Origin of the sequence: Nostoc sp. C110 (assembly GCF_043099725.1) — a bacterium.
Lineage (GTDB): Bacteria > Cyanobacteriota > Cyanobacteriia > Cyanobacteriales > Nostocaceae > Nostoc > Nostoc muscorum_A.
Genome location: NZ_CP171148.1, coordinates 2,252,112 through 2,277,564, shown reverse-complemented (window position 1 = coordinate 2,277,564; position 25,453 = coordinate 2,252,112). Strand labels below are relative to the sequence as shown.

Annotated in this window: 27 protein-coding genes; 17 read left to right on the top strand and 10 right to left on the bottom strand. The window is 41.9% G+C overall.

The window, feature by feature from the left end:
- Positions 1-149: 149 nt before the first annotated feature.
- Entirely contained in the window at positions 150-1,007 is an 858-nt protein-coding gene (locus ACFFRD_RS15345) for a DNA adenine methylase (protein WP_392482208.1), read from the top strand.
- On the opposite strand, the gene ACFFRD_RS15340 is transcribed toward ACFFRD_RS15345, so the two are convergent.
- From ACFFRD_RS15340 to ACFFRD_RS15330, 3 genes are all read right to left on the bottom strand, one after another.
- A complete protein-coding gene (locus tag ACFFRD_RS15340) occupies positions 979-1,455 on the bottom strand; it encodes a PD-(D/E)XK nuclease superfamily protein (protein ID WP_114082053.1) in 477 nt (158 codons plus the stop codon). The two genes, ACFFRD_RS15345 and ACFFRD_RS15340, sit on opposite strands and share 29 nt — an antisense overlap.
- 434 nt (positions 1,456-1,889) lie before the next feature.
- Positions 1,890-3,107, bottom strand: coding sequence for a HetZ-related protein (locus ACFFRD_RS15335; protein ID WP_012407476.1), 1,218 nt, complete (start codon positions 3,105-3,107; stop codon positions 1,890-1,892).
- A 396-nt stretch (positions 3,108-3,503) separates the two neighbouring features.
- Positions 3,504-4,163, bottom strand: coding sequence for an L-threonylcarbamoyladenylate synthase (locus tag ACFFRD_RS15330; protein ID WP_114082055.1), 660 nt, complete (start codon positions 4,161-4,163; stop codon positions 3,504-3,506).
- A gap of 87 nt (positions 4,164-4,250) precedes the next feature.
- Here ACFFRD_RS15330 and larC point away from each other — a divergent pair, with 87 nt between their 5' ends.
- Positions 4,251-5,537, top strand: a complete 1,287-nt coding sequence (gene larC, locus ACFFRD_RS15325; protein ID WP_392482207.1) for a nickel pincer cofactor biosynthesis protein LarC — start codon at positions 4,251-4,253, stop codon at positions 5,535-5,537.
- Between the two features lie 115 nt (positions 5,538-5,652).
- Here the strand turns inward: larC and ACFFRD_RS15320 are convergent, their stop codons facing one another.
- The 4 genes from ACFFRD_RS15320 to ACFFRD_RS15305 all read right to left on the bottom strand — a co-directional run bounded on the left by ACFFRD_RS15320 (position 5,653) and on the right by ACFFRD_RS15305 (position 7,877).
- On the bottom strand, positions 5,653-5,949 hold the full coding sequence (locus tag ACFFRD_RS15320; protein ID WP_114082058.1) for a hypothetical protein: 297 nt from the start codon (positions 5,947-5,949) through the stop codon (positions 5,653-5,655).
- A 34-nt stretch (positions 5,950-5,983) separates the two neighbouring features.
- Positions 5,984-6,580 carry a DUF3177 family protein gene (locus ACFFRD_RS15315; protein ID WP_392482206.1) on the bottom strand — a complete coding sequence of 199 codons (597 nt, stop codon included), beginning with the start codon at positions 6,578-6,580 and terminating at the stop codon, positions 5,984-5,986.
- A 676-nt stretch (positions 6,581-7,256) separates the two neighbouring features.
- The gene (locus tag ACFFRD_RS15310; protein WP_012407493.1) at positions 7,257-7,502 is read right to left on the bottom strand and encodes a Calvin cycle protein CP12; all 246 of its coding nucleotides are present in this window, start codon (positions 7,500-7,502) and stop codon (positions 7,257-7,259) included.
- 237 nt (positions 7,503-7,739) lie between these two features.
- Positions 7,740-7,877, bottom strand: a complete 138-nt coding sequence (locus ACFFRD_RS15305) for a hypothetical protein (RefSeq protein WP_159402460.1) — start codon at positions 7,875-7,877, stop codon at positions 7,740-7,742.
- Between ACFFRD_RS15305 and ACFFRD_RS15300 the strand changes: the two genes are divergently transcribed.
- From ACFFRD_RS15300 to aroF, 14 genes are all read left to right on the top strand, one after another.
- Positions 7,876-9,111, top strand: coding sequence for an FIST N-terminal domain-containing protein (locus ACFFRD_RS15300; protein ID WP_392482205.1), 1,236 nt, complete (start codon positions 7,876-7,878; stop codon positions 9,109-9,111). The two genes, ACFFRD_RS15305 and ACFFRD_RS15300, sit on opposite strands and share 2 nt — an antisense overlap.
- Before the next feature lie 398 nt (positions 9,112-9,509).
- The gene (kdpA, locus tag ACFFRD_RS15295; protein ID WP_392482204.1) at positions 9,510-11,255 is read left to right on the top strand and encodes a potassium-transporting ATPase subunit KdpA; all 1,746 of its coding nucleotides are present in this window, start codon (positions 9,510-9,512) and stop codon (positions 11,253-11,255) included.
- A gap of 59 nt (positions 11,256-11,314) precedes the next feature.
- A complete protein-coding gene (kdpB, locus tag ACFFRD_RS15290; protein WP_392482203.1) occupies positions 11,315-13,456 on the top strand; it encodes a potassium-transporting ATPase subunit KdpB in 2,142 nt (713 codons plus the stop codon).
- Between the two features lie 6 nt (positions 13,457-13,462).
- Positions 13,463-13,732, top strand: coding sequence for a potassium-transporting ATPase subunit F (locus tag ACFFRD_RS15285; RefSeq protein WP_163929479.1), 270 nt, complete (start codon positions 13,463-13,465; stop codon positions 13,730-13,732).
- On the top strand, positions 13,732-14,373 hold the full coding sequence (gene kdpC, locus ACFFRD_RS15280; protein WP_392482202.1) for a K(+)-transporting ATPase subunit C: 642 nt from the start codon (positions 13,732-13,734) through the stop codon (positions 14,371-14,373). The genes ACFFRD_RS15285 and kdpC overlap by 1 nt, the downstream gene beginning before the upstream one ends.
- 239 nt (positions 14,374-14,612) lie before the next feature.
- The gene (locus ACFFRD_RS15275) at positions 14,613-14,978 is read left to right on the top strand and encodes a TrkA C-terminal domain-containing protein (RefSeq protein ID WP_392482201.1); all 366 of its coding nucleotides are present in this window, start codon (positions 14,613-14,615) and stop codon (positions 14,976-14,978) included.
- Positions 14,979-15,153: 175 nt separating this feature from the next.
- Positions 15,154-15,552, top strand: a complete 399-nt coding sequence (locus ACFFRD_RS15270) for a hypothetical protein (protein ID WP_392482200.1) — start codon at positions 15,154-15,156, stop codon at positions 15,550-15,552.
- Between the two features lie 15 nt (positions 15,553-15,567).
- Positions 15,568-15,807: a hypothetical protein gene (locus tag ACFFRD_RS15265; RefSeq protein WP_392482199.1), complete on the top strand. Its 240-nt coding sequence runs from the start codon at positions 15,568-15,570 to the stop codon at positions 15,805-15,807.
- Between the two features lie 24 nt (positions 15,808-15,831).
- Positions 15,832-16,089: a hypothetical protein gene (locus tag ACFFRD_RS15260; RefSeq protein ID WP_392482198.1), complete on the top strand. Its 258-nt coding sequence runs from the start codon at positions 15,832-15,834 to the stop codon at positions 16,087-16,089.
- Positions 16,090-16,190: 101 nt separating this feature from the next.
- A complete protein-coding gene (locus ACFFRD_RS15255) occupies positions 16,191-17,639 on the top strand; it encodes a hypothetical protein (protein ID WP_392482197.1) in 1,449 nt (482 codons plus the stop codon).
- Between the two features lie 193 nt (positions 17,640-17,832).
- On the top strand, positions 17,833-19,608 hold the full coding sequence (locus tag ACFFRD_RS15250) for an iron uptake porin (RefSeq protein WP_392482196.1): 1,776 nt from the start codon (positions 17,833-17,835) through the stop codon (positions 19,606-19,608).
- A 381-nt stretch (positions 19,609-19,989) separates the two neighbouring features.
- On the top strand, positions 19,990-20,259 hold the full coding sequence (rpsO, locus tag ACFFRD_RS15245) for a 30S ribosomal protein S15 (RefSeq protein WP_041565894.1): 270 nt from the start codon (positions 19,990-19,992) through the stop codon (positions 20,257-20,259).
- A gap of 12 nt (positions 20,260-20,271) precedes the next feature.
- Positions 20,272-20,742, top strand: coding sequence for a PAM68 family protein (locus ACFFRD_RS15240; protein WP_114082067.1), 471 nt, complete (start codon positions 20,272-20,274; stop codon positions 20,740-20,742).
- A gap of 282 nt (positions 20,743-21,024) precedes the next feature.
- Complete coding sequence (aroF, locus tag ACFFRD_RS15235; RefSeq protein WP_174709395.1) at positions 21,025-22,083, top strand: 3-deoxy-7-phosphoheptulonate synthase; 1,059 nt, start codon at positions 21,025-21,027, stop codon at positions 22,081-22,083.
- Between the two features lie 47 nt (positions 22,084-22,130).
- Here aroF and ACFFRD_RS15230 read toward each other — a convergent pair whose 3' ends face one another.
- The 3 genes from ACFFRD_RS15230 to ACFFRD_RS15220 all read right to left on the bottom strand — a co-directional run bounded on the left by ACFFRD_RS15230 (position 22,131) and on the right by ACFFRD_RS15220 (position 24,314).
- Entirely contained in the window at positions 22,131-22,307 is a 177-nt protein-coding gene (locus ACFFRD_RS15230) for a hypothetical protein (protein ID WP_392482195.1), read from the bottom strand.
- A 200-nt stretch (positions 22,308-22,507) separates the two neighbouring features.
- Positions 22,508-22,768, bottom strand: coding sequence for a hypothetical protein (locus ACFFRD_RS15225; protein WP_193948043.1), 261 nt, complete (start codon positions 22,766-22,768; stop codon positions 22,508-22,510).
- A 280-nt stretch (positions 22,769-23,048) separates the two neighbouring features.
- Complete coding sequence (locus ACFFRD_RS15220; protein WP_392482193.1) at positions 23,049-24,314, bottom strand: HhoA/HhoB/HtrA family serine endopeptidase; 1,266 nt, start codon at positions 24,312-24,314, stop codon at positions 23,049-23,051.
- A 238-nt stretch (positions 24,315-24,552) separates the two neighbouring features.
- Here ACFFRD_RS15220 and ACFFRD_RS15215 point away from each other — a divergent pair, with 238 nt between their 5' ends.
- The gene (locus ACFFRD_RS15215; RefSeq protein ID WP_392483077.1) at positions 24,553-25,449 is read left to right on the top strand and encodes a phosphorylase; all 897 of its coding nucleotides are present in this window, start codon (positions 24,553-24,555) and stop codon (positions 25,447-25,449) included.
- The last annotated feature ends 4 nt before the right edge of the window (positions 25,450-25,453 follow it).

The following is a 25,453-nucleotide window of genomic DNA, read 5'->3' as shown; positions in this document are numbered from 1 at the left end:
TTGTTATATACTTACGTTTGTTTTGATATGCTTTATCAACTCAATTGTAATCTATGCAGCCGGAAAATTAGCCAGCTAATATAAAATATGCCTCGTCGGTTATATTGGCTTTATTTAGTCACGATTATTTTCAGTTAAATCGCAAGTAAATGGTAATTCAAATCCCCAAGGAAACTAGCCCGCGTCCATTTTTGAAGTGGGCAGGGGGTAAAAGTAGGTTGATACAGCAATATATTCCTTATTTTCCCAAAAGTTATAAAAATTACTATGAACCATTTTTAGGTGGTGGTGCTGTTTTTTTCTATCTCCAACCAAAGACAGCAACTTTAACTGATATTAATGCCGAATTAATTAACACTTATTGTTGTGTTAGAGATCGTGTTGAAGAATTAATTTCTCTATTGAAAGAGCATAAAATTCGACATAATAAAGATTATTATTATAGTGTCAGAAACAACTCTGGTGGCACCGATATAGAAAAAGCGGCTCGTCTAATTTATCTTAATAAGACTTGTTTTAATGGTCTTTATCGAGTCAATTCTCAGGGAAAATTCAATGTGCCTTTAGGCAGATATGAAAATCCTAATATTTGTTCTGAGGTTTTACTGCAAGCGGCATCAGAAGCGCTTTCTCATGCAGAAATTAAACAAGCAGATTTTACAGAAGTCCTAAATTATGCAACTAGCAGTGATGACTTTGTATTTTTTGACCCACCCTATCATCCTATAAGTGATACTAGCTATTTCACCGCTTATAGTCAAAATTGTTTTAGTAAAAAAGACCAAGAACTTTTAAGAGATACTTGTGCAGAGTTGGCAAGTCGTGGTGTTAAAGTTATGGTCTGTAATTCTGATAGCGAATTTATTAGAAATATTTATACAGATATCAATTTTGAAGCTTACAAAATCAAAGCAGCCCGATCAATTAACTCCAATATAAAAAATAGAGGCATGATTGACGAACTGTTAATTACATCTTTTAAAGATTTTTATTTGCCCAAGCAATAAATCTGTCTAAGCTATAAACTGCTAATAAATTATGGTTATCATTAACTCTTGTTTTTAGCCATTTGCTGGCACCTTCTCGCATACCTTCACCGCCTAAAATGACGATAGTTGGTGCAGGGTAATAGTGCTGGATGTTCATGTTCAAGTAAGGAAACTTTTCATCGACAGAACCGGGGCTTTCTTGCCATTTGCACTCGAAAATTAAACCAGATGGCATTGCAGGTGAGCCAACAACATAAAAATCAACCTTCAAATCGGTATGATAAATCCCAGTTCCAATATAAATTTCTTTTCCATAGCGCTTTGGTAATAAAGCAGCATTTAGTATAAATTCTTTTGGGACATAGTTCCCTACTTGGAAATAATTATGTCCATTTAGGATTGCTTCAACATTTCCTTCTAAAATATTCCCCGACTTATTTGCCCGTCCGCCTTGAGTCAGAGCCATTCTAAATCCCTCTGCCAAAAGTCCTACTAATTATAGGATTTCACAGAAGTAGTAAAAAAGGGTCAGTTTCTTAATATGAATTTTTTATTCTGACGTAAACAAGGTTGGATTAATGGGTAAAAAATCGGAAATTATTGGTATTTTTGTACTAAATAAATACAAATGTATTAATAATTTTGATGAGGAACGAGTTAGTAATTGAGATAAATTCAGATAAGAGTTATTTGTGGAAGATCGTGGCGAATTGAAGGGTGAAATTTAAACGCATAGGCACTTTGCCTTCCCGCAGGGTAGGGGCGCAGAGGAAAGCGCAGAGGCACGCAAAGAATTCGCTACAAATTAATGAAATTTTGTACTTAGTTTATAAGCTAAATTCGCGCTTCTCGTCCCAGTCATAGGCTTAGATAATGTTTTTTGCTTATTTCACCTTAGCTTCAACCTGTTTGTGCTTCAGTATGACCGTTGCGGATAGACCATGCTAGTTCTAACAGTTGAGTCCAGCGCTTTTGTAACTGTTTGGGGGTGCATTTGATGGTTTTTGCGATCGCTTGGTCAGTTTGTCTTGCAGTTTTCAACTGTAATATTTGCTGTTGTTGTTCTGTGAGTTGATTCACAAAGATTTCCCACTGCTGGGAAGATAAACCCAACTTTTGCTCTAAACCTGCGCCTAGCCATTGATGTACTAATTGCCAGTGATGTTGTTTGGCAAACTTTTCTACGTGGTATTTAAAGCGTTGTTGGAGATAATCGCGTTGACGGCTGGTTAAACCGAGAATTTGGTCAATTTCTGGGGCTGAGAGGTCTTGAAGTTTCAAGCTGAGGTAGTTCATACAGTCAGATTGACCTTGAGACTCCAGATATTTCATCAATTCAGTGATGACGCGATCGCGTTCTGACTCTTCAGATGGATCGAAATTAGTTTGGGCAATCATCTGCGATCGCAACTGTTGCACCGCCGAGTTACGCTGATAAGATTCTGCTTCTTCACCCTTAGCAGACTCCACCGCCATTTCAATATCCACGGTAGTCTCTTGCGGCTGACGACGAGCAAAACCTTGGGCCCGCAGGATAATTAATTGCTGATTTGCACCACCAGGTAAATTGATGCGACGTTTGGCGTACTGTTCTGTAAACGCCATATATTCAGCTAATTGCAGCTGAGTACGCGGTGTGTGATCGTGAGGTAGTTCGTTTTCTCTGCGGAAAGCTTTGATAGCTTCAATATAAAATGCTTGTAAAAAATCTTCAATTAGGCTGTAACGAGCATCAAAGCCCAACTCCGAGCCAGATAAAGTTACATGGCGGTAAACCATAGCACCCAAATTACTATGTAATTCCACCCGCCCTTGTTTGGAACCTAGTTGGTAGTAACGTAAGCACTTTTGCATCCGATGCCTTCCCAGCGTAATCTGCCAGGATTTGATTTGCCCAGATGTTTGGATACGCGAGCTTTTATCGCAAATGCGTTCTACTTCTACGGCTATGCGGTTTGCTAAAGCTTCTACGCACCTGGGTGCTGCTTTCACTTGTGCTTGCATTTCTTGACACAGCAATTCAATCAAGGTTTCGCTGCTGTCTGAAAATTCTTCGGTCGAAAGGTGGTTTTCAAAAATGGGTGTAGAGTTTGGTAGATTGATGACGTTAGCTTTCATGACTTTTCCAGGGAGTAGTATTGCACCGTAATTACAACGCAGACACAGCAATCAAGGCTAGCCTTGGCTGGAGGATCTTTGGGCATTTATCAATTAAGACTTGCCCCATATAATGCTCACATCTAAAGCTCATATATAAAACTGTAGGAAATACGAGAGAGTTACAGTTATGCCAATGTGTCGGTTCTTTCACAAGCCACCACATTGACGCGAGTACTCATGTACCCACCATTTTCTCAAAGTTGTCAAATCCCTTGCTGTACCTACTGTTACCACCATCCTGTTATTGCATCTGTGCCCGTCATAGACATCACGTTTAAATATGACAATTTAAAAACTGGAGTTGCTTTTATCACAATTTCCGAAACGGAGAGGTGTGCCTGTGAAGTCTCATTCTTATACCCATGCTGCTGCTGCTTCCCAACCTAAACCCCTCCGTATAATTGCTGCTTCGTCTCCGGTCATATCTAAGATGGTAGAGACTTCATAAGTAGGTTCTTCGCCAGTGTCTACAATTATGTCTACCAACTTGTCCAAACGGTCAAATAGCTCTACCCGTGACTGAACAGTTTCTGGCTCTATCCGAATCATGCCGTTATCTGCTTCATCTGGTGGCAGATGTGCTGAAGTTGAAATAATCGGATTGCCCAAAGCTGCCAGCAACTCCAAACACACAGTATGGTTTGGTACTCTAATTCCAGTACTTTTCCGCTTGGGGCTTTGCACCAATCGCGGTACTAATTTAGTTGCTGGGAGCAAAAACGTGTATGGTCCTGGAATAAGGCGTTTCATAATCCGATAGGCTGTGTCACTTACGAAGGCATAAGTTGCCACATTTGAAAGCGAGGGACATAAAAATGTCAGTGGTTTATCATTTGCTAGCTGTTTAATTTGCCGCACTCGTTCTACCGCCGACTTAGCATTCAAATCACAACCGATCGCATAAACTGTATCAGTAGGGTAAAGCATGACTGCGCCACTAGAAAGCGCCGACTTTATTTCCTCTATTCGGCGAACTTGAGGATTATCCGGATGAACTGAGAAAATTTTTGCCATAGAGGGATTGGGGATTGGGGACTAGGGACTGGGGAAGAATGACAAATGACAAATGACTAATGATTAATGACTAATGACTAATTTATTATGAATAAAATTGCTTATCTTCAATGTCCGACAGGAATTTCTGGTGATATGTGCCTGGGTGCTTTGGTAAGTTTGGGTGTTCCTGTGGAGTATTTAATTGAAAAGCTCAATGGATTGGGAATTGAACAGGAATATCAGTTAAGAGCAGAATTTGTCCAACGGAATGGGCAGCAGGCGACTAAAGTTCATGTGGATTTAGTACACGATCGCCATCACCATGACCACCACGACCACGAACCCAATCACCATCACACACGCCACTTGCCAGAAATAGAGCAGATGATTCTCAAAGCGGGGTTGCCATCACGTGCAGAAGCTTGGAGTTTGGCAGTATTCCGACAGTTAGCAGTCGCAGAAGGAGCGGTGCATGGAATTTCCCCTGAAAAAGTTCATTTTCATGAAGTGGGTGCTATGGATGCGATCGTAGATATTGTAGGTACTTGCCTGGGGTTAGATTGGTTAGGGATTGAGAGTAATGACGAAGGATGGCCCCTACTTTACTGCTCGGCGTTTCCCACTGGTGGCGGTACTGTTCGGGCTGCACATGGTCAAATGGCAGTACCAGTACCAGCAGTATTAAAACTTTGGGAAATGCGGGGTTGTCCAGTTTATAGCAATGGCATTGATAGAGAACTGGTAACGCCAACAGGAGCTGCGATCGCTACTACTTTGGTAAGAGATTTTGGTTCGCCACCCGCGATCTCTATCAAGCAGGTAGGACTGGGAGCAGGAACCATAAATTTACCAATTCCCAATATTTTACGCCTCTGGCTGGGCGAAAGCACAAGTTTACAGTCAGATTTCGGCGATTCTGAAGATACTAGCTCAAATTTAGAAACTATCTCGGTACTAGAAACCCAAGTTGATGATTTAAATCCGCAAGCGATCGGCTATGTGTTTGAGGCGTTGTTTGCTGCTGGTGCGGTGGATGTTTTTACCCAAGCGATCGGCATGAAAAAGTCCCGTCCAGGAATTTTGCTGACTGTGATTTGTCATCCAGAAAATTTACTCAGTTGTGAAGCGGTTATATTCCGTGAAACTACAACTTTGGGTATTCGGCGAACAACTCAGCAACGCGCCATTTTACAACGGGAAATTCAACAAGTGGAAATTGAATATGGCAAAGTGCGTGTCAAAGTAGCATGGAAGGGACAATCACCAGAGAAAGTTATTGCTAATGTGCAGCCAGAATATGAAGATTGTGCAGAATTAGCCAGAAAACATAATATCCCCTGGCGCGAAATTCAACGGTTGGCGCTACAAAATTGGTATTTGGTCAATAACTAAATCTCCTCGTTCCTATACTGCGTAGATTGGTGACAACTTAGGGAGTTCCGATATTTGTTTAATCTATGAGGGTTGCTTGAGTAAGTCTACCAACTAACTTGAGACAAAATTTTAGTTAGACTCCCACTTCTGATAATAGAGTTTCCATAGCTTCCCAAGAAATTCCTTGTTGAAGATAACGGGGTGCTTCAGGATTATAAGGACTGCCTACCCTGTCAATATTGAGAATTTTTGCCCCATCTGGCAGAACTGGTACATCTGCATCAAATGCTGTGGGGCGCATCAAAGAGCTGGAAAAGCCTTTGAAAATAGCAATTGTATCTTCCTCATCGGCAATTTCCACTATTACAATCAAGACTTCTTTAGGGCGTTTAGCGGTGTATTGTTCTAGCCGCTTACCAATGGAATTCATTTTTTTACATTAGGGGTATGTGACGTAGCGACAGTTATTGTGGTGTGGCTGAACGTCCCTGCTTGCCAAGCTTAATCAGAACAAAATAGCTTAAGTAAACCACATAAATTACTAAACTAGTTATGCCAAGAAAACCTAAAAACTCAGCTTTGCTATTAGCATGAAAATATTCTTTGAATAATAACGGAATCTCAAACCAGACGCGACAATAAGCAGTCTTCATCACACTGGCAGAAAAAGCACAACCCAAAAATGGGATCAACGCTAGTGTACCCAAAATACAATAAACAGTTGTAGCCCAGCGCCAAGAGGTAAAAATAAATTTCAAAACTCCACTGGTTTGATACTCAATTTCATCGTTGATATCTACCCAGAACCACAGTGAAATTGGGATTAAAATCTGAGCCATTAATCCAGAGATAAAGCTAACTGGATACTGGGCAATCATTAAGTAAATCGTGATTGCCACCAAGCTTGATACTTTCCAGTATATAGTCAATAAGCGTTGTATACTTTCTGCTTTTTGCACAAATGCCCAAATTAAAAGAATTAACGGAATAATTACCAGAAATAATACTGCCAATCGGTAATCAATCCAGACGAAAGGGCGAAACCAAACGTTATAGTCCATAGTTTTTCTCAAACGATAAATAAAACAATTTAAACTAAGAGCAAGTATCCATAACTGACAAACTTGTAAGCTATTAGCTAGCTAGTAGTCTATCTATATTACAAACAGTTTAATCAAAGCACAAAATCTAGCCTCAAGACTGCGCTCTAACTTCTTGGTGGAAGCAAGTGGCTACCCAACTTATACCATTTCACGCAGTTTCTACTATAAACACGTTTGTAGGGGCATACAGATGTACGCCCCTACAACCAATTCATGCCTTGCAAAGATTTTTGGAAAAATTTTTAAATGGTAAGTTGTTTAATTTACTTTCCTAAATCTCTCAATTTGGCAAAAAAACAAGCAACTCAAAGATCCTCAACTTAGATTTACACTTACCTGTAGTAGCGTCAGGGAGCCTGTTAAAAGCCCACCTAGCAGCTATATACTTGATACTTGCGGACAAAACCCCAATTTTTTTGGGTGTAAAGGTTTCCTTTTAAGATAAAAATTCTCAAAGCTTAACCCTGATACATCCGTAACTCCAGATATTTCACCATTTTTTTGTCTATTGGAGAAAATAATTAAACAGGGAGAGTACGGTTTTAGCCGGAAGTAGCGTAAAAGTGCGAAATCTCAGTAAGTAAATCTTGGTTGCTTGGTGACAAACGAACAGAAAATTCACTTGTTTAAATTTCTAGTCGTCATAAACCCGGCATTCAATTGCATCTGGGTTGTCATCACAATACTGTTCTAGAGAATTTTTGGGCTTGCTTTGACGCTTGTGGGAAGCTTCAGCTTGCAATTCTTCTACTGCATCCCAAGCAGCAGCACATTCTGGTGAACCGCTACCGTTAATGTCACAGACAGTACGCGCTTGTTCTACTTCTTCTTGAATTTTCTCCTGGATGTCGCTTGTTGCTGTTTCTTGGATGTTGGTCATTGCTTTAGTCTCGTTGTGTGTTGTTAATACTAGTATAGAAAAACTTCAGAAATGGCAGATTTTAGCTTGATTACTAACCATTCTAACTATTCAGTTCATAAGTTAGTACTTTAGCCTATTGATTTATAACCAATATAGTAAACTGCCGCATCTATAATGCATTCATCTTTATGTTTTAAGATTTTGTGGGATTAGTACCATAGATAAACAATCATACAATATATTTAGATGCATCTATTAGGGAATGACAACCCCAGCTTCTTGGGATGGAGGAGACAAAAGGCTGGCACTAATTCTTGTAGGATGCAATTCTTCCCAAAATAAAAATACATCAAAATCTACTAGCACAAAAAGAGAAAGAAGCTCAAAACTCATGGCAGACCAAATGCAGTGGGCAAATGCCCTATCAACCCATCATTCTTTAGAAGCCGCCGTTACAGATGTGGTGGAACGAGCTGTCTCATCGTTAACAGCACCTGCGGATCTAGGACTGGTATTCATTTCGTCTGCTTTTACGAGTGAGTATTCCCGATTGTTACCCTTGTTAGCTGAGAAACTTTCTGTACCAGTGCTAATTGGCTGTAGCGGTGGAGGTGTGATTGGGACGACAGTTAACGGAGAAACCCAAGAACTCGAAGCTGAACCAGCTATTAGCTTGACTTTAGCACATCTTCCAGGGGTGAAGGTTCAAGTTTTTCATGTTGTTGCAGAAGAATTACCTGACTTAGATAGTTCACCAGATGCTTGGGTTGATTTGATTGGTGTGCCAGCATCACCAACACCCCAGTTTATTTTGCTGTCTAGTTCCTTCGCCTCTGGAATCAACGATTTGTTGCAGGGGTTGGATTTTGCTTATCCAGGATCGGTGATCGTGGGGGGACAGGCTAGTGGTGGAGGTATGGGTGGTCGTGTTGCCCTATTTTGTAATGAGACTGACGGCGAGGAATGTCAAAGTCTGTATCGTGAGGGTACTGTTGGGATAGCTTTGACTGGCAATATTGTTTTGGAAACGATTGTAGCCCAAGGATGCCGACCAATTGGCAAACCATTGCAAGTTACAAAAGCCGATCGCAACATCATCTTAGAGTTAGATGAGCAAGTACCGCTAGTAGTATTGCGAGATTTGATTGCTAGTCTTAGCGAACACGAACGAACTTTAGCACAGCACTCTTTGTTTGTTGGTGTGGCGATGGACGAGTTTAAGCTGGCTTTGCAGCAGGGAGACTTTTTAATTCGTGGTATTCTTGGGGTCGATCCAACAGCTGGAGCGATCGCAATTGGCGATCGCGTTCGTCCTGGTCAAAGGCTGCAATTCCACCTCCGCGATGCCCAAGCCTCTGCTGAAGACCTAGAATTACTCCTCCAAAGTTATCAAACCCAACGAGAATCTGAACCCTCTGCCGTCGCTGCCTTAATGTTTGCCTGTCTGGGGCGAGGCGAAGGACTCTATGGTAAACCCAATTTCGATTCTGAATTATTTCGCCGTTACCTCAGCGATATTCCTGTAGGTGGCTTTTTCTGTGGTGGTGAAATCGGCCCTGTAGGTGGCAGAACTTTTTTACACGCCTACACTTCCGCATTTGGAATTTGTCGTCAAAATCAGTTATGAGTTATGAATTAAACTCCTCACTCTCTAGTAATACTATCTGATTTGTGAAAATTCGCAGTATCCAAATCCCCAACTTGTTTAAAAGGTTGGGGATTTAACTTTTTACGAATGGTTTATGACTGTTTAGCATTTAACTGTCTTTCTATATTTGCAGATATATATCGAGATAAACGCTCTGAATACTTGTCTATATAAACAAATATATTTCTTGTTTAGGCTAGTTTAAATATTAATTTATACCTTGTATTCTCTAACAAAAAGCTCGATGATTAATTGAGAAAAGAGATAGTTATAGGTTAGCGAATAATGTCAATATAATTAATTATTTTTCTGAGTCATCGTCAGAAAATATCTGATATTCATCTGAAATTTATTCATGTCGGAGTTGAAATAATCCAATGCTAGAAGGATGGATTCAAATTGCATTAACGCTGTTAATTATAGTAGCGATTACGCCATTTTTTGGGCGCTATATGGCGCGTATATACCTAGAGCAAAGTACTTTTCTCGACCCAATATTGAATCCGGTTGAGCGAGTGCTTTATGCTTTAGTCGGTGTTAAATCCAAAGAAAACATGACAGGCTGGCAGTATGGGCGGGCAATCCTGTATAGCAACGTAGCAATGGGGTTGCTGATTTTCTTTATCATCATGAGTCAAGGATGGTTGCCCCTCAATCCCACGGGGATAAAAGCCCCAACTTGGGATACAGCACTGCATACTACCATTTCCTTTATTACTAATACCAACCAGCAACATTATTCTGGTGAAACATACATGAGCTATGCCAGCCAAATGTGGGGACTGGGTTATCACATGTTCACCTCTGCTGGTACTGGTTTAGCGGTAGGAATTGCTTTTATTCGGGGATTGACGGGTAGATCGTTAGGCAACTTTTATGTAGACCTAATTCGCTCGATTACCCGAATTTTGCTGCCTATTTGTATTGTGGGTGGGATTGTGTTGATAGCTGCTGGTGTTCCCGAAACCCTGGCGGGTGCAGTTGTATTCCCTACCTTGGAAGACCCGAATATTAGTCAAGCGATCGCTCGCGGCCCCGTTGCCCACTTTGAAATTATCAAGCAATTAGGGGAAAACGGCGGCGGCTTTTTCGCCATCAACTCGGCACACCCCTTTGAAAATCCTAGCGGATTTACTAACTTAATTCAAATCGTGGCCATGCTTTCAATTCCTACTTCCCTAATCTACACTTATGGGTTGTTTGCGAACAATACTAAGCAAGCCTGGTTAGTCTACGGAATGGTGGGCATCCTTTATGTAATATTTATCATCGTTACTGCCATTGGTGAATACAACGGCAATCCGGCTGTGAATGCACTGCTGGGTAGTCAGCAACCAAATCTAGAGGGTAAAGAAGTCCGGTTTGGTTGGGCACAATCTGCACTATTTGCGGTAAGTACAACCGGCACCATGTGCGGCGCAGTCAATAGTTTACACGACTCTTTCATGCCCAACGGTGGTTTTATTACGCTTTCTAATATGTTTCTGCAAATTATCTGGGGTGGACAGGGTACTGGAACCGCTTATTTGTTTGCTTACCTGATACTGGCTGTGTTTGCTACAGGGCTGATGGTGGGGCGCACACCAGAATTTCTCGGACGCAAGATTGAAAAGCGTGAAGTTGTACTTGCTAGCTTCTTGATTTTGCTAGTTCACCCGATCGCCATTTTGATTCCCGCAGGAATCGCCTTAGCTTTTCCTGACCAATTGGCAGGAATTAGCAATCCCGGTTTCCACGGCTTTGCTCAAGTTATCTACGAATATGCCTCAGCTGCTGCGAACAACGGTTCTGGTTTTGAAGGTTTAGGCGATTCACAACCGTCTCCTTTTGCAATATCTACAGGTACAGCAACAACTACAACCGCTTTGTGGTGGAACTTGAGTACTTGCTTCAGTCTACTAGCTGGACGCTATATCCCAATTTTAGGTTTGCTGTTATTAGCAGATAGTATGTCTCGCAAGCAAGCTGTTCCTTACACCACTGGTACATTACGAACCGATACCGGACTATTTACAGGCGTTACCGCAGGCGTAATTTTAATCCTGGGCGCACTCACATTTTTCCCAGTGCTGGCATTAGGCCCCATCGCTGAAGCCTTTTTTATTGCCAAAGGTATCGGCTAGAGAGTAGGAGATGAGGTACAACGCCCCATTCCCAATGCCCCATTCCCAAAATTTAATGTATGCCAATTACTACTGATTCTCCTTCGCCCCGTATTCCATCTGGAACTCGTGACTCGCGTAAGCACACCCCCAAAACAGATATGCGGGGACTTTACCAAAGGGCAATTCGTCAGTCATTTGTCAAACTCGATCCGCGAATTACTGTCAGAAACCCAGTTATGTTTGTTGTTTGGGTGGGGACAATTGTCACCTTTCTTGTTACCCTTAACCCAAATCTGTTTGGCACAGTCCAGGCAGATATCAACCAACAACGTCTGTTAAATGGGTTGATTACCTTCATTCTCTTTTTCACCCTCGTTTTTGCCAACTTTGCCGAAGCTGTGGCTGAAGGACGTGGTAAAGCACAGGCTGATTCACTGCGATCGACGCGATCGGATACGATCGCTAACAAAATCCTCCCTGATGGTTCGATACAACAAGTCAATTCTACGGAACTGCGACGGGGTGATTTGGTCAAGGTGGTTGCAAATAATATGATTCCCGCCGATGGGGATGTAATTAAAGGCATTGGCTCAGTAGATGAGTCTGCAATTACTGGGGAATCGGCCCCGGTATTGAAGCAACCAGGTACAGATATTGCCAGTTCGGTGACAGGAGGTACACGCCTACTCTCTGATGAGTTGACAATTCGTGTTAGTGCCGATCCTGGTCAAGGCTTTATCGATCGCATGATTGCCCTGGTAGAAGGGGCACAACGCACCAAGACTCCCAACGAGATTGCTTTGACAGTATTGTTGGCAGTGCTAACGCAAGTGTTCTTGATTGTAGTGTCAACCATTCCCCCCTACGTGGGCTATATCGCCACCTTTATCACCACTGCCTTTGGCGCTGAGGCCGGAAACAGTCTACGGGCGGGTGCTAGCGTTGCGATTCTTATCTCGCTACTGGTAGCTTTGATTCCTACAACTATTGGTGGATTGCTCAGTGCGATCGGTATTGCAGGGATGGACAGGGTTGCCCAATTCAACGTCATTGCTACCTCTGGTCGAGCAGTAGAAGCTTGTGGCGACATCAACACCTTGGTGCTGGATAAGACGGGTACAATCACCTTGGGTAATCGGATGGCTGATGAGTTTATTCCTTTGGATAATCACTCACTAGAAGATGTGGCGCGAGTTTCTCTAGCTGCTAGCTTGTTTGACGATACGCCAGAGGGCAAGTCAATTGTGATCTTGGCAGAAAAGTCCCAGGCTGCGGTAGATTTTAATATTGACAAAGCCGAAGGTGTGGAATTTACCGCCAAAACCCGGATGAGTGGCACGAATTTACCCGATGGTAAACAAATTCGCAAAGGTGCAGTGGATGCGATTAAGGGATTTGTCCGTTCTCGTGGCGGTAACGTTCCTGATGATATAGACGCAGCTTATGAGCGAGTTTCCCGGTTAGGCGGTACACCTTTAGCTGTTTGCCAAGATGACAAAATTTATGGTGTGATCTACCTCAAAGATATTGTCAAACCTGGTCTGCGGGAACGGTTTGACCAACTTCGCCGCATGGGTGTTCGCACCGTTATGCTCACAGGTGACAACCGAATTACCGCTTCGGTAATTGCTAAAGAAGCTGGGGTGGATGATTTTATTGCCGAAGCGACTCCAGAAGACAAAATTGAGGTGATTCGTTCCGAACAATCTCAGGGTAAATTGGTAGCAATGACCGGGGATGGTACTAATGATGCCCCTGCTTTGGCGCAAGCAAATGTGGGTGTGGCAATGAACTCTGGGACGCAAGCTGCCAAAGAAGCTGCTAACATGGTGGACTTAGACTCTGACCCCACGAAGCTAATTGACCTAGTAACCATAGGTAAACAGTTGCTAATTACTCGTGGAGCCTTGACAACATTCTCCATCGCTAATGATATCGCCAAGTATTTTGCAATTATTCCGACTATCTTTGCGGCTGCTGGAATCGGCGCACTGAATATTATGGGATTAAAGAGTGCCCAATCTGCGATCATCTCGGCGCTGATTTACAACGCCTTGATTATTCCGGCACTAATTCCGCTAGCACTCAAAGGGGTAAAGTTTTTACCTTTAACAGCAGATCAACTGCTACGTCGCAACATCTTCATCTATGGCGTTGGTGGCATCATTGCTCCCTTTATTGCCATCAAACTAATAGATATTATTTTACCTTTGTCTTAATTTACTATGAAACCCGTTCATACCCGACGCACTATCGCTGCATCCCAAGTATTAGAAGAAATAACTGAAATTTGGTGTCAATGGCGTAGACAAAAGCTGCCACTGTATTTATTTCTGGCGATGTGTTTCAACCTAGTGGTTGCACCTATGGTCTATGCAGCTACTAGCGAACAACTTTCCCGCAGTCAATCTTGGGGATTGGGACTGTTAGGAATGGTGACGTTAGGGCTTTCTATATATCTATTTTTTGTAATGTTTGTACCGGAGAAATTCTAATGAGTTTTGCACGTGAAGCTAGCAGAGCTGTTCGTTCTACCTTGGTACTCTGGGTAATAGGTGCGATTATTTATCCTTTTGCGATGATTGCCATTGGGCAGATTGCGTTTCCGTTTCAGGCAAATGGTAGTTTACTGAAAAATAGCACAGGCCAAGTTGTGGGTTCTGCTTTGATTGGTCAACCCTTTACTAGCGATCGCTATTTTAACAGCCGTCCCAGTACCACCAGTTACAGCACAGCCGATCCCAAAAAGGATGATGGGGGAGTTTTGAAAACTGGGGTTTCTGGTGCTAGTAACTTGGCTCCCAGTAATCCCGCATTACTCGAACGCATCAAAGGTAAAGATGATCCAGACCCAAGTAAAAAAATTGAAGGCGATCTGACTCGTCTGAAAACAGCAGGTGTACAGCCGACTGGCGATCTAGTCTACACCTCTGGTTCTAGCCTTGACCCCCACATTACCCCCGAAGCTGCGATCGCGCAAATTGCACGAGTAGCCAAGGTGCGGGGAGTTCAACCGAACCAACTGGAAACTTTGATTGCCCAAAACACAGATGGACGCTTTCTTGGCATCTTTGGCGAACCTGGAGTTAATGTGTTGAAGCTGAACTTAGCTCTGGATCAGATTAAGGGAAAATAATATAGACGAGAAATTTCGCGTCTATACTATTCAGAATTATTATCTAAGGCTCAGATACCCGACTTCGTAAAAGTTGTCGGGTATCTCGTTTTTTATGATTAATGAAGTAAGACTATATCTCTAAATATATACCTATTTAAAATTATCTAATCCATTCTATATACCTGCAAAATATATCTACAATAAAATATTTTTTGTGTAAAATATTGCACAATAATATTAGAGTTAAAAAATGTTTTGTGTTCAAATACAAAAAAGCTTTAGAACCAAGCTTGTTTGGTGTTTTAATCCAAGCTAATAGCGTTTATTGCGGCATTCTCTTAACTGAAATTCAGTTACCCGAACAATGCGCTTTTCTAGGAATTTTAAGAGACGATCGAGTCCTTTCAGCAACAGACAATCCTCCTATTTTCGCAGGAGACTACATTCTAGCAATAGCAACTAATCCGATGATGATTCCTGCTCTCAAGGTAACACTTAAGAAAATTCATTCTGTTTACTATTCACTCAATAGTTGTTTGTTAGAAACTCGACCGATAGGTGAACAATCTGTTAATTCAGATGACTCTGATATACCAAACAATCTCAATTCCACATATTATTAGCTAGATGAATATTTACTTCTTCTCTTATCATGCATCTTACCCAAAAATGATCAAAGATTTAGGTGCTACGATTACAACTCAATTTAAGGGTAAAATTAGCGATTTTTACTCTAAAAATGTTTGATTTAGATGGCCTTTACTGAATCGGAGTCTAACTAATTTTCTTGTTTTTAATATGTATACCCCTGGGCTTTTCCAAGTTTATATATCCGCCCAAAAAACTGTTTATCAGTCTAGCTTGATGGAAGCAAACCTGGCAAGTTCAACACATAACGATACAAAACACCATGAAGGAGATATTCCTTTTGTAGCGGTGTTTTTGGCTCACATTTCCTTCATGATTGTTTGGGCAATTGTCGTTTATCTCGTTTCATTTATCTGCAAAGCATTAGAAGATCCCCCAGAAAATACGGTGCAAGATAAAGATGAAATAGTAAGCATCAAATATGTACGGCAACATCCGTGTAAAAGCTGCCATTTTTTTAACAACAACTCTTATCTAAAGTGTGCAGTTAACCCTGCCACTACTCTAACTAAAGAAGCGCTCAATTGCTCTGACTACGTTCCTAAATAGGTGAGTCTGTTCTGGATGGTGTTCGCCATTTTTGGAATCTTAATTAGCACAACTGCGATCGCAGAATATCAAGGCAATCCCGCCGTGAATGCCTTGTCGGGTAGTCAGCAAACTAATTTGGAGGGTAAAAGTTGGTTAGGCTGGGCGGAAACTACCTTATTCGCCACATCTAAACAAGATAGGTTTTGTATCAATTATTTTCTCCACCAAAACAATAAGTTTAAGACCATTGTTCTGGAGCAATCTCCTCGTTAATTGGTATTAGTCGGAAGTAAATTAATGGCACCACTAAATTATCAAGATAAAAATAGCTTTCTCTGCCCCCGGAGTCGCTACTACGGTCAAGTTAAGCCAGAGAACCTAGTATTTAATGCGAACCTCCAAGAATTTACTCAAAGAGTTAGCTACATAACTAGTTTAGAAACTGGTGGAAAACTATCTATAGAAGAAGCTTTCGGTAAAATTGAGGCACTCTGGGAACAGTTGGAAAGTAGTAAAAATAAGCTAGGAATTGGTAGCGACATATCCGTTGAATAATCATAATGTGCAACGACAGCGATGCAGTGATTGGTAAGCTGAGAACATTTAAACAGAGTTTGAAATTGTCAAACTTAATTTGAAAACCCTAAACACATTTTATGAAAGCAAAAGAGACGATATTTGTTATTCCGACTCATCGATTGAGAGATGTAGCACAGACCATCGAAAAGTATGATGAGAATTTCTGGGCAAATGGTCATGCTGTAAAAATTATTGTCTTTGATGATTCCAGTATTGCTAACCACGAGAAATATTACCCACTCTTAGAGCAGACTAAGACAGTCAATGATGTGTATTATGTTGGCCCCCAACAGAAAGAGCAATTTATTACATTTTTAAATGAAAGACTGCGCGATCGTAAGCTAGAATCACTCGTCAAAAACTTATTTCGCCCTAGCTATGGGGGGAATCGTAACTTTACTTTAATGTATACTCTTGGTCATTTAATGGTCAGTGCAGATGACGATATGCGACCAGATGCATTGATTGAAACTAGCCCAGAGTCTTTATCAGGTGATGAAATATGTCGAGGTAAACTGATCAAGTCTACTCAACAAGGCGGCTTTGTTCATAAATCTTTTGACTTACTCACGGCTTTTGGTGATGTTCTAGGTAAAAAAGCCAGCCAGGTACCAGAAAACTTCGAGGCTGGAGAATTGGTTGTTGATACAGCAATGGACTTAGAAACCAACACAACCAAAGGCTACTTTCGAGAAAACAGCCTCGTATTACAACAGGGAAGAGTCTTGAATAATGCGATCGTCAAGATTGCCCAGACTTTTCGCACAGGAACTAATGATATCGATACACTTGATTTTATTCACATGTATCTCAATGATGAAAATCAAATCAGTCCCAATGACCTGAATGATTTTTATATTCTTACTAATTTTCGACCTGTTATCACCAACAAAAACTGGAGAATGGATTGTGGAGTCGCTGGATATGATAATCAGCTAGGTTTACCACCCTTTTTTCCCACTCGGCTCAGATTTGAAGATTATATCTACAGGATTTGGATACAGCAAGAGGGTATTGCAGCTGCACACGTTGATGCTGTCCAGAATCATATTAGAAATAATTATATGCGTAATCCTCTTGCTAGTGAACTCTTTAATGAGGAAATATGTAGCCTGCTGAAAAAGAAGATTAAGAGCAGTGTTTATCATCTTGACGACCTGGGAATCAAGTTTGATTACTCTGGCGAGGTTACATTGCAAGACTCTGAGGAAATTCTAGAAAAAATCTCTGCTATCCACAGCCAGGTAGTGAAAGCCTCAATGTCTGCCCAGAATGAAGAACGTCAGCAGTCACTCCAATTGTTTGCTGAGAATTTATCAAGAGTCTTTTATGGGTTTGAACCCGACTTTTTTCAACAAAACGTTTCCAGAATTATTGATGATGTCATTAGCCAATTTCACGGTTCTCTAGAAATATGGCCAACTCTAGTTGAAATTTGCTACTTTTACAAAGATAAAAAGGATTTACCGCAAATAAGAGTCAAGAATAAGAAGCTAAAGTCCAGAAATGGCGAAAAATTGAGCTAAATTCAATCATAATCTCTTAATCTAGCAAACAAGGTACAAATAAGTCTTTACGATTCTTCATCCGTAAAACTTTTGTCAGATATAGCTTAGATAACAGCAATCTGATAAGATTTCAAAGAAGTAGAATAACTGCTTGTTATCTTTTTCTTTAACCCATTGATTTCGGGTATTTTTTAGGAAAGGAAAATAAAGAATGTCTCATCTATTGTGGAAAACTCTGGTACTCAGTCCAGTAGTTTTGGGAGTGACGGTGTTGGTTTCCGCTAGGGCTATAGCTACTGAAGTAGCAGGCTCCTCTGAAGATACAAAGGCAAAAACTGCTCAGACAGAAGCACCAATATTTTCTGATGCTTCAACATTTATTCAAACAGAGCTACCAAAAGTTAATCAGCTATTGGTTGCCCAAAAGACTGATGATAATAAGGTTTTAGAAGAGGTTAACCGCTACAGCTCCGAGGGTAAGAACCAAAATTCCCTGTCTCAAGTCACATCAGTTTCTCAGTTTTCTGATGTACAGCCGACTGACTGGGCGTTCCAAGCTTTACAATCCCTGGTTGAACGCTACGGTTGTATTGCTGGATACCCAAATTCTACCTATCGTGGCAATCGGGCACTGACTCGTTATGAATTTGCCGCAGGTTTGAATGCTTGTTTAGATCGGGTTAATGAACTGATTGCGACAGCGACCGCTGACTTGGTAACAAAACAAGATTTGGCTACCCTCCAGCGTTTACAAGAAGAATTCTCGGCGGAACTAGCAACTTTACGTGGTCGAGTAGATGCTGTAGAAGCACGGACTGCTGAACTAGAAGCAAATCAGTTTTCTACTACAACCAAGCTTGTAGGTGAAGCTATTTTTGCCGTTAGTGATATTTTTGGCGGCAACACTGGCGATGCTAATAATACTGTTTTCCAAGATAGGGTACGTTTAGACCTGCAAACCAGCTTCACAGGTAAAGACGTTTTACACACCCGTCTTGCAGCAGGTAATTCACTAGCCTTTAGTCAACTAGATAATGCTGGTGTTCCTATCAATACTGCTGAAGGCACACAAACTTTTCAAATCGGTAACACTGGTAGTAATTCTGTCAGTATCGATTGGTTAGCATATTACGTACCCATAGGCCCAGCCCAAGCGTACTTTGCGGCTACCGGAGGTATTCATAGCGATTATGCTGCCACTAATAATCCTTACTTTGAGGACTTTGATGGTGGTAATGGTGCTTTGTCTACCTTTGCTTCTGAAAGTCCCATCTACCGAATCGGTGGTGGTGCCGGTGCAGCGCTGACTTTACCCTTTGGTAGCGGCGGCAGTTTTTTCAAACCAAGTTCACTGACTATAGGCTACTTGGCATCAAATGCTAATAATCCTGGAGCAAGTCAAGGTTTGTTAGAGGGCAACTATGCGGCTCTTGGACAGTTGAACTTTAGTGTTGGCGATCGCTTGGCGATCGCTGCTACCTACGTTCACGGCTATCATGGAGCTGGAGGCGGAAATTTATTTGATCTAGGCGGCGGTTTGGGTAGTGCTAACCGTGTCGTAGGTACTAATCAAGCTAACACCCTGAGTACCCTAAGCGCATCTTCTAGTAATTCTTACGGTATAGAAGCAGCCTTCAGACCCAGCGACAAACTTTCAATTAGTGGCTTCGTTTCTTACCACGATGTCTCAGGCTTTGGTGCTGGTGATGATTATGAAGCTTGGAGCTACGGTCTTGGGGTAGCCTTACCTGACTTCGGTAAAAAAGGTAACGTTTTAGGTATTTTTGCTGGAGCAGAACCATATTCGTTTAACCGACCAGGTTTTGTTGGTAATGATATCCCTTATCACTTTGAAGGCTTCTATAAATATCGCGTGTCAGATAACATCTCAATCACCCCTGGTGTCATCTGGTTGACCTCTCCTGGACAAAGCAGCGCTAACGACGATGCAATTATCGGTACTCTGAGAACAACTTTCACCTTTTAAAAGATTTGGTGAACGCAAGTCCAATCTAGGAAAAGGTTAAAGGGCTAGGGGGAAAGGTGAATTTAAATCCTTTCCCTCTAACCGAAAAGTTTTGTAGTTGAGTTGAAATAACGTTCCTGCTGTCTGGAGTAATAGACAAGTGGAAGAAATGCCAGGACAAATAGTTTACCAATCCACACAAACCTTCAAATATCGGCCCGGAAGCTACCATTTAAAATCACCTTATTAGTCTCTATATGAAGATACTGGATGTCTCTTGACTTACTTAGTCTTTTAGAGTGCCAGACATAGCAGCAAAGATGATTCGACATCCAGCTTAAGGGCTGTGATATTATGGGAGACTGCTGCATACATTTAGAAAAACTAGCAATTGAATCAATCATGGCCCTGACGCAACTGCGGAAACAAGAAATCATTTCCAATTACCAAGTTCACGAAACCGACACTGGTTCGGCTGATGTCCAAGTTGCCATGCTAACTGAGCGCATTAACCGCCTCAGCGAACATCTCCAGGCAAATAAAAAAGACCATTCTTCTCGACGGGGACTGTTGAAGCTAATTGGTCAGCGTAAGCGTCTTCTAGCCTACATATCGCAGGAAAGCCGTGAAAAGTATCAAGCTTTGATCGCTCGCCTCGGTATTCGTGGATAGGGACTACCGCTTATGTCTGCTGAAGAATCTGAACGCAGTCGCTTGCCCTTTGAACCAAACAAAAAGCGCCAAAAACCCGCAAAAACTCAAAGTAAACCAGCAGCACAGCCACAAGAATCTGGCAAACAGGCTGATAAAAAACTGACTTACACCAAACAAGAGATGGCTATTCCTCAAGTAGTCAGCCAGAGGATGATCCGACGGGTAGCTGGTTTCTGTGGCGTACCAACAGCTTTGGGCATTAGTGTCCTGGTTGTTAGCTATCTGCTTGCTATCTACTCCGACATCCAACTAGCTCCCATCGCCGTGTTATTGGTGAACATGGGACTATTTGGTTTGGGGGTCTTAGGCATAACTTATGGCGTTCTCTCTGCCTCTTGGGATGAAGAAAGAGTCGGAAGTTTGCTAGGTGTGGGTGAGTTCAACACCAATTGGGGACGAATGGTGGCAGCTTGGCGCGAAACTCGGCAAAAAAACTCATAATTAACGGCGCTCAGGTATTAAGTAACTGCGGTATTGGGTAAACAAAAGAAGTGAATGTTGAAGTTGAAATTTTATAACTTCAACATTGCTAATTAAAATTATATAATCTTTTTATACCTACATCCAGCTACTCAGTAGTAAAACTACTGACTGAGCGCTATAATTTTGTCTATTTCTTTTGTAAATAAATTTTGTTTTTAACTATTCGTAATTAGGGCAATAGGCAACAATAAAGTTAGCCCATTTACAAAAAATTTTACTCAATTAATCAGGAACTTTCACATGATTATAGTAATGAAAACTGGTTCCCCAGAAGCGGAAATAAACCGCATTGATGAGGAACTAACTAGCTGGGGGCTAACTCCAGAAAAAATTGTTGGTCAACATAAAGTAGTTATTGGTCTTGTAGGTGAAACTGCTAGCTTAGATCCATTACAAATTCAGGAACTTAGCCCCTGGATTGAGCAGGTGTTACGGGTAGAGCAGCCTTACAAACGAGCCAGTCGCCAATACCGTCACGGTGAAGCTTCGGAAGTAGTAGTTAATACTCCTAATGGAGCGGTGGTATTTGGTGAACATCAGCCTTTGGTAGTCGTTGCCGGCCCCTGCTCAGTAGAAAATGAAGAAATGATTGTAGAGACAGCACGGCGCGTCAAGACGGCTGGAGCAAAATTTTTGCGCGGAGGGGCATACAAACCCCGAACTTCACCTTACGCCTTCCAAGGACACGGCGAGAGTGCTTTGGATTTATTAGCAAGGGCGCGGGAAGTCAGTGGACTAGGTATTATTACAGAAGTGATGGATGCGGCTGACCTGGATAAAATTGTCGAAGTAGCTGACGTGATTCAGGTAGGAGCAAGAAATATGCAGAATTTCTCCTTGCTCAAAAAAGTGGGAGCGCAGCCGAAACCAGTTCTCTTGAAGCGGGGTATGGCGGCTACTATTGAAGATTGGTTGATGGCAGCCGAGTATGTTTTGGCATCTGGCAATCCCAATGTAATTTTGTGTGAAAGGGGAATACGCACCTTTGACCGCCAATATACGCGAAATACCCTGGATTTATCGGTAGTGCCAGTGTTGCGGAAACTGACTCACCTGCCAATTATGATTGACCCCAGCCACGGCGTAGGTTGGTCTGAGTTTGTGCCTTCAATGGCAATGGCTGCGATCGCAGCTGGCACAGATTCTCTGATGATAGAGGTTCATCCCAACCCTGCCAAAGCTTTATCTGACGGCCCCCAATCTGTGACACCAGACCGTTTTGATAAATTAATGCAAGAATTAGCAGTCATTGGTAAGGCGGTAGGACGCTGGCAGCAACCAGCAGTAGCTCTAGCTTAAAATTCAGTTCAACTTCTTGCTAGGCATAAATAAATTAAAGTTTGTAGTCAGGAATTTAGTCCTGATAACTCTGAAGAGGCGATGAATCGCTCACTACAAACTAAGTTTTTATATGTTTCATTATGCCTATCTAAACCTCGTCTACCTTGAAAACCGTAGTTTTGTAGGTTGGGTGCAGCGATAGCGTAACCCAACATGAATAAAGTGGTAATGTTGGGTTGCATTTCACTCCACCCAACCTACATAAATATATCTTTTAAAAAACTCTAGGTTTCAACATAAATGAGGTTTATCTACCTATTTAGTTTAAAAATCCCCTTTAGAAATATCCTAAAGGGGATTTTTAAACACTAATCAAATCTAATGAAAAAAGAACTCTGCAATCAATATTGATGGTCAATATTTTTTGCATTTGTAGGTCTTTTTATCTTCTATATACATAGCGAGCAGGTATCCATCGACGGCCACGATTTGTCTGCACCCAACGTCCAGGAACCAGTATTCTTCTTCTCGCTTGAGCAGGGGTAGGGGTGTAAACCCTAACTGGCGATGGTCTTCTGATTACTCTAACTGGAACTGGTCGCCTAACTGGCCATCTAGCCTGAGCATCGGCTTGGGAAGGAATAAAGGTAACAGCAATTGGTAAAATCAGTGCTGCACTAGCAAGCATTCTTTTAATACTCATTCGCAAACTTTCCTTCTATAAGTTACACATCAAAGGGATTTATTTTTTGCAAAATATTAATCTCATTGACAAATAAATAATAGGGCTGAGAAGATATATACACTAGTGCAAAAGGTAATTAGTTCAACCGTGACTAATGTCATAGTTGAAGAAGAATTTAGAAGTCAGATTTCCCTTTAACCGAGCAGTATTGGTGCCCAGCTTATCTTTGCCATCTAAAAAAAAGGGACGGGTATTTTACCCATCCCCAAAAATTCACTTTGACTCAATCACAAAACTTTTATTGTACTGGTGCGGTGGGGAAAGCACCAGGTTGCACAGCGACGTTAAGATTCTGTCCATTGCGACGTAATTCTAAGCGCAAATCCCCTCCGATTTGGCTATTTTCTACTACCTTTTGGACACTATTGGCATCTGTGACTGCTTGCCCGCCAAGCTTTTGGATAACATCACCAGCACGTATTCCTGCTTTAGCAGCTGGTGAATTTGGCACAACTTTTACAACTAATACACCTTTATCTTCATCCACACTCAAACCGCTATTGGGATCTGAGTTTATGGTTTGTTTTATCTGAGGTGTTAATCCCAGCATTTGAATTCCCAGGTAAGGATGTTCTACTTTGCCTGTAGCTATTATTTGACTGGAAATGCGTTGTGCTGTGTTGATGGGAATAGCAAAGCCTAATCCTTGTGCCCCTTGGATTATAGCTGTATTCATGGCAATTACTTGACCACGGGAATTTAGCAGGGGGCCGCCGGAGTTACCGGGGTTAATGGCTGCATCAGTTTGAATATACTCTACTCGCTTATCGGCAGCGCCGATTAGATTGCTGCTACGTCCGGTAGCACTGATGATTCCGGTAGTTACTGTATTATCTAGTCCAAGGGGGTTGCCGATCGCGATCGCCCATTCTCCCGGTTGCAGTTGATCTGAGTTACCTATGACTACTGAAGGTAGATTGTCTGCTTGAATCTTGACAACAGCGACATCGGTTAATTCATCTTTTCCTAACACTTTACCTTCCAAGGTGCGCCCGTCCTTGAGCGTTACTGTCACCGTATCAGCACCATCTACCACATGGGCGTTAGTGAGAATCCGACCATCGGCACTGATGATAAAACCTGAACCAGTACCCCGTTCTACCCTTTCTTGTGATTGTGGCAGTTGGGAACCAAAAAAGCGGCGAAAAAGCGGATCGTTAAATTCATCTGGTATCCGGCTTCTTACTGTTCGGGAAGAGTTAATCCGCACTACTGCTGGCCCGACCTTTTGCACAACTTGGGTAACAAAGTTAGGATCTGTGGCAGCTGATACTGGAGGAGCGGCATTTACGCGACTCACTCCTAAATTAGATGCACTCTCAGACACCTGCTGAGAATGTCCAGCCATGTAGCCACCGGCCAATGTCATACCTGATCCCAGCAGCACCAGCGATAGAGAGGCGGCAGCCTTTTTCCAGGGTGCTTGATGATGGTATTTGGTATCAGCAGTGTTGGATAAAATGCTATTTGATGGGTGTTCTCCATCACGAGATTGGTTTTGCATTGCTGTCTGGAAAGATATTTAGATGTATTACTAATGTAGATATGATTTGTGACAGTTTTGTTGCAGAGGTATTGCGTTGTTGTGAAAGCTTTGGTATTTTACTAAACCTTATTGGAATATACTCATTCGTAGGGTTACACAGTTGCTATGCTTGTCAACTTAGAACCAGAGCGGTTTCTAACCAACAGTTTTACGTTAAGTTGACTGTGTGTTTTATACCATGTGTGAAGGAATGAAAATGCCACAGGGGAAAATCTTACTGAAACCTGGCACTTTATGGACAAGTGTTAAAGAACGAACTGAACATGCTTTGCAATGTGGGGCGTTACTGTCGATTCCGACAGAATTTGAATTTATCGAACAGGATGGCGTGCGCTTTTTAGTGCGGATTTTGTCTAATCTGAATCGTAAAAAAGCAGCTAAGGAGAAACAGGAAAAACAATCTGCTATCTCTGGTCAAGAGTTTAATCCTTTTTTGCCTTATGAAGAGGATTTATTTGTGGCGGATATCTCTGATACTCATGTATGTATTTTAAATAAATATAATGTTGTCGATCTTCATCTGCTAATTATCACCCGTGCCTTCGAGGAACAGGAAAGTTTGCTGACTCTGGAAGATTTTGCAGCTATGTGGGCGTGTTTAGCTGATTTCGATGGTTTAGCATTTTACAACAGTGGCAAAAGTGCAGGTGCTAGCCAGCGACACAAACACTTACAATTAGTGCCACTACCACTTGTACCTTCAGGGCCGCAGATACCTATTGAACCTCTACTGAGGGCAGTACAATTTCAGAACTCGAACGTAACTTTAGCAAAACTCCCTTTTGTAAACGCTTTTGCGCCGCTAAATCCTGATTGGGTGCGATCGCCATTTACAGCAGCCCAAGCAACACTAGAAGTTTATCGCAGTTTGCTAGGGGCTGTGGGTTTAGATGCAAAGCAATTGGGTGCTTACAATCTGCTAGCGACACGAGAATGGATGTTGATCGTACCGCGATCGCAGGAGCATTTTGAGTCTATCTCTGTGAATTCATTAGGATTCGCTGGTACTTTGCTAGTGCGAAACGCAGCAGAAATGGAAATTCTAAAAGCCCAAGGACCGATGAATATCCTCAAGAATGTTGCTGTATCTTAATTCA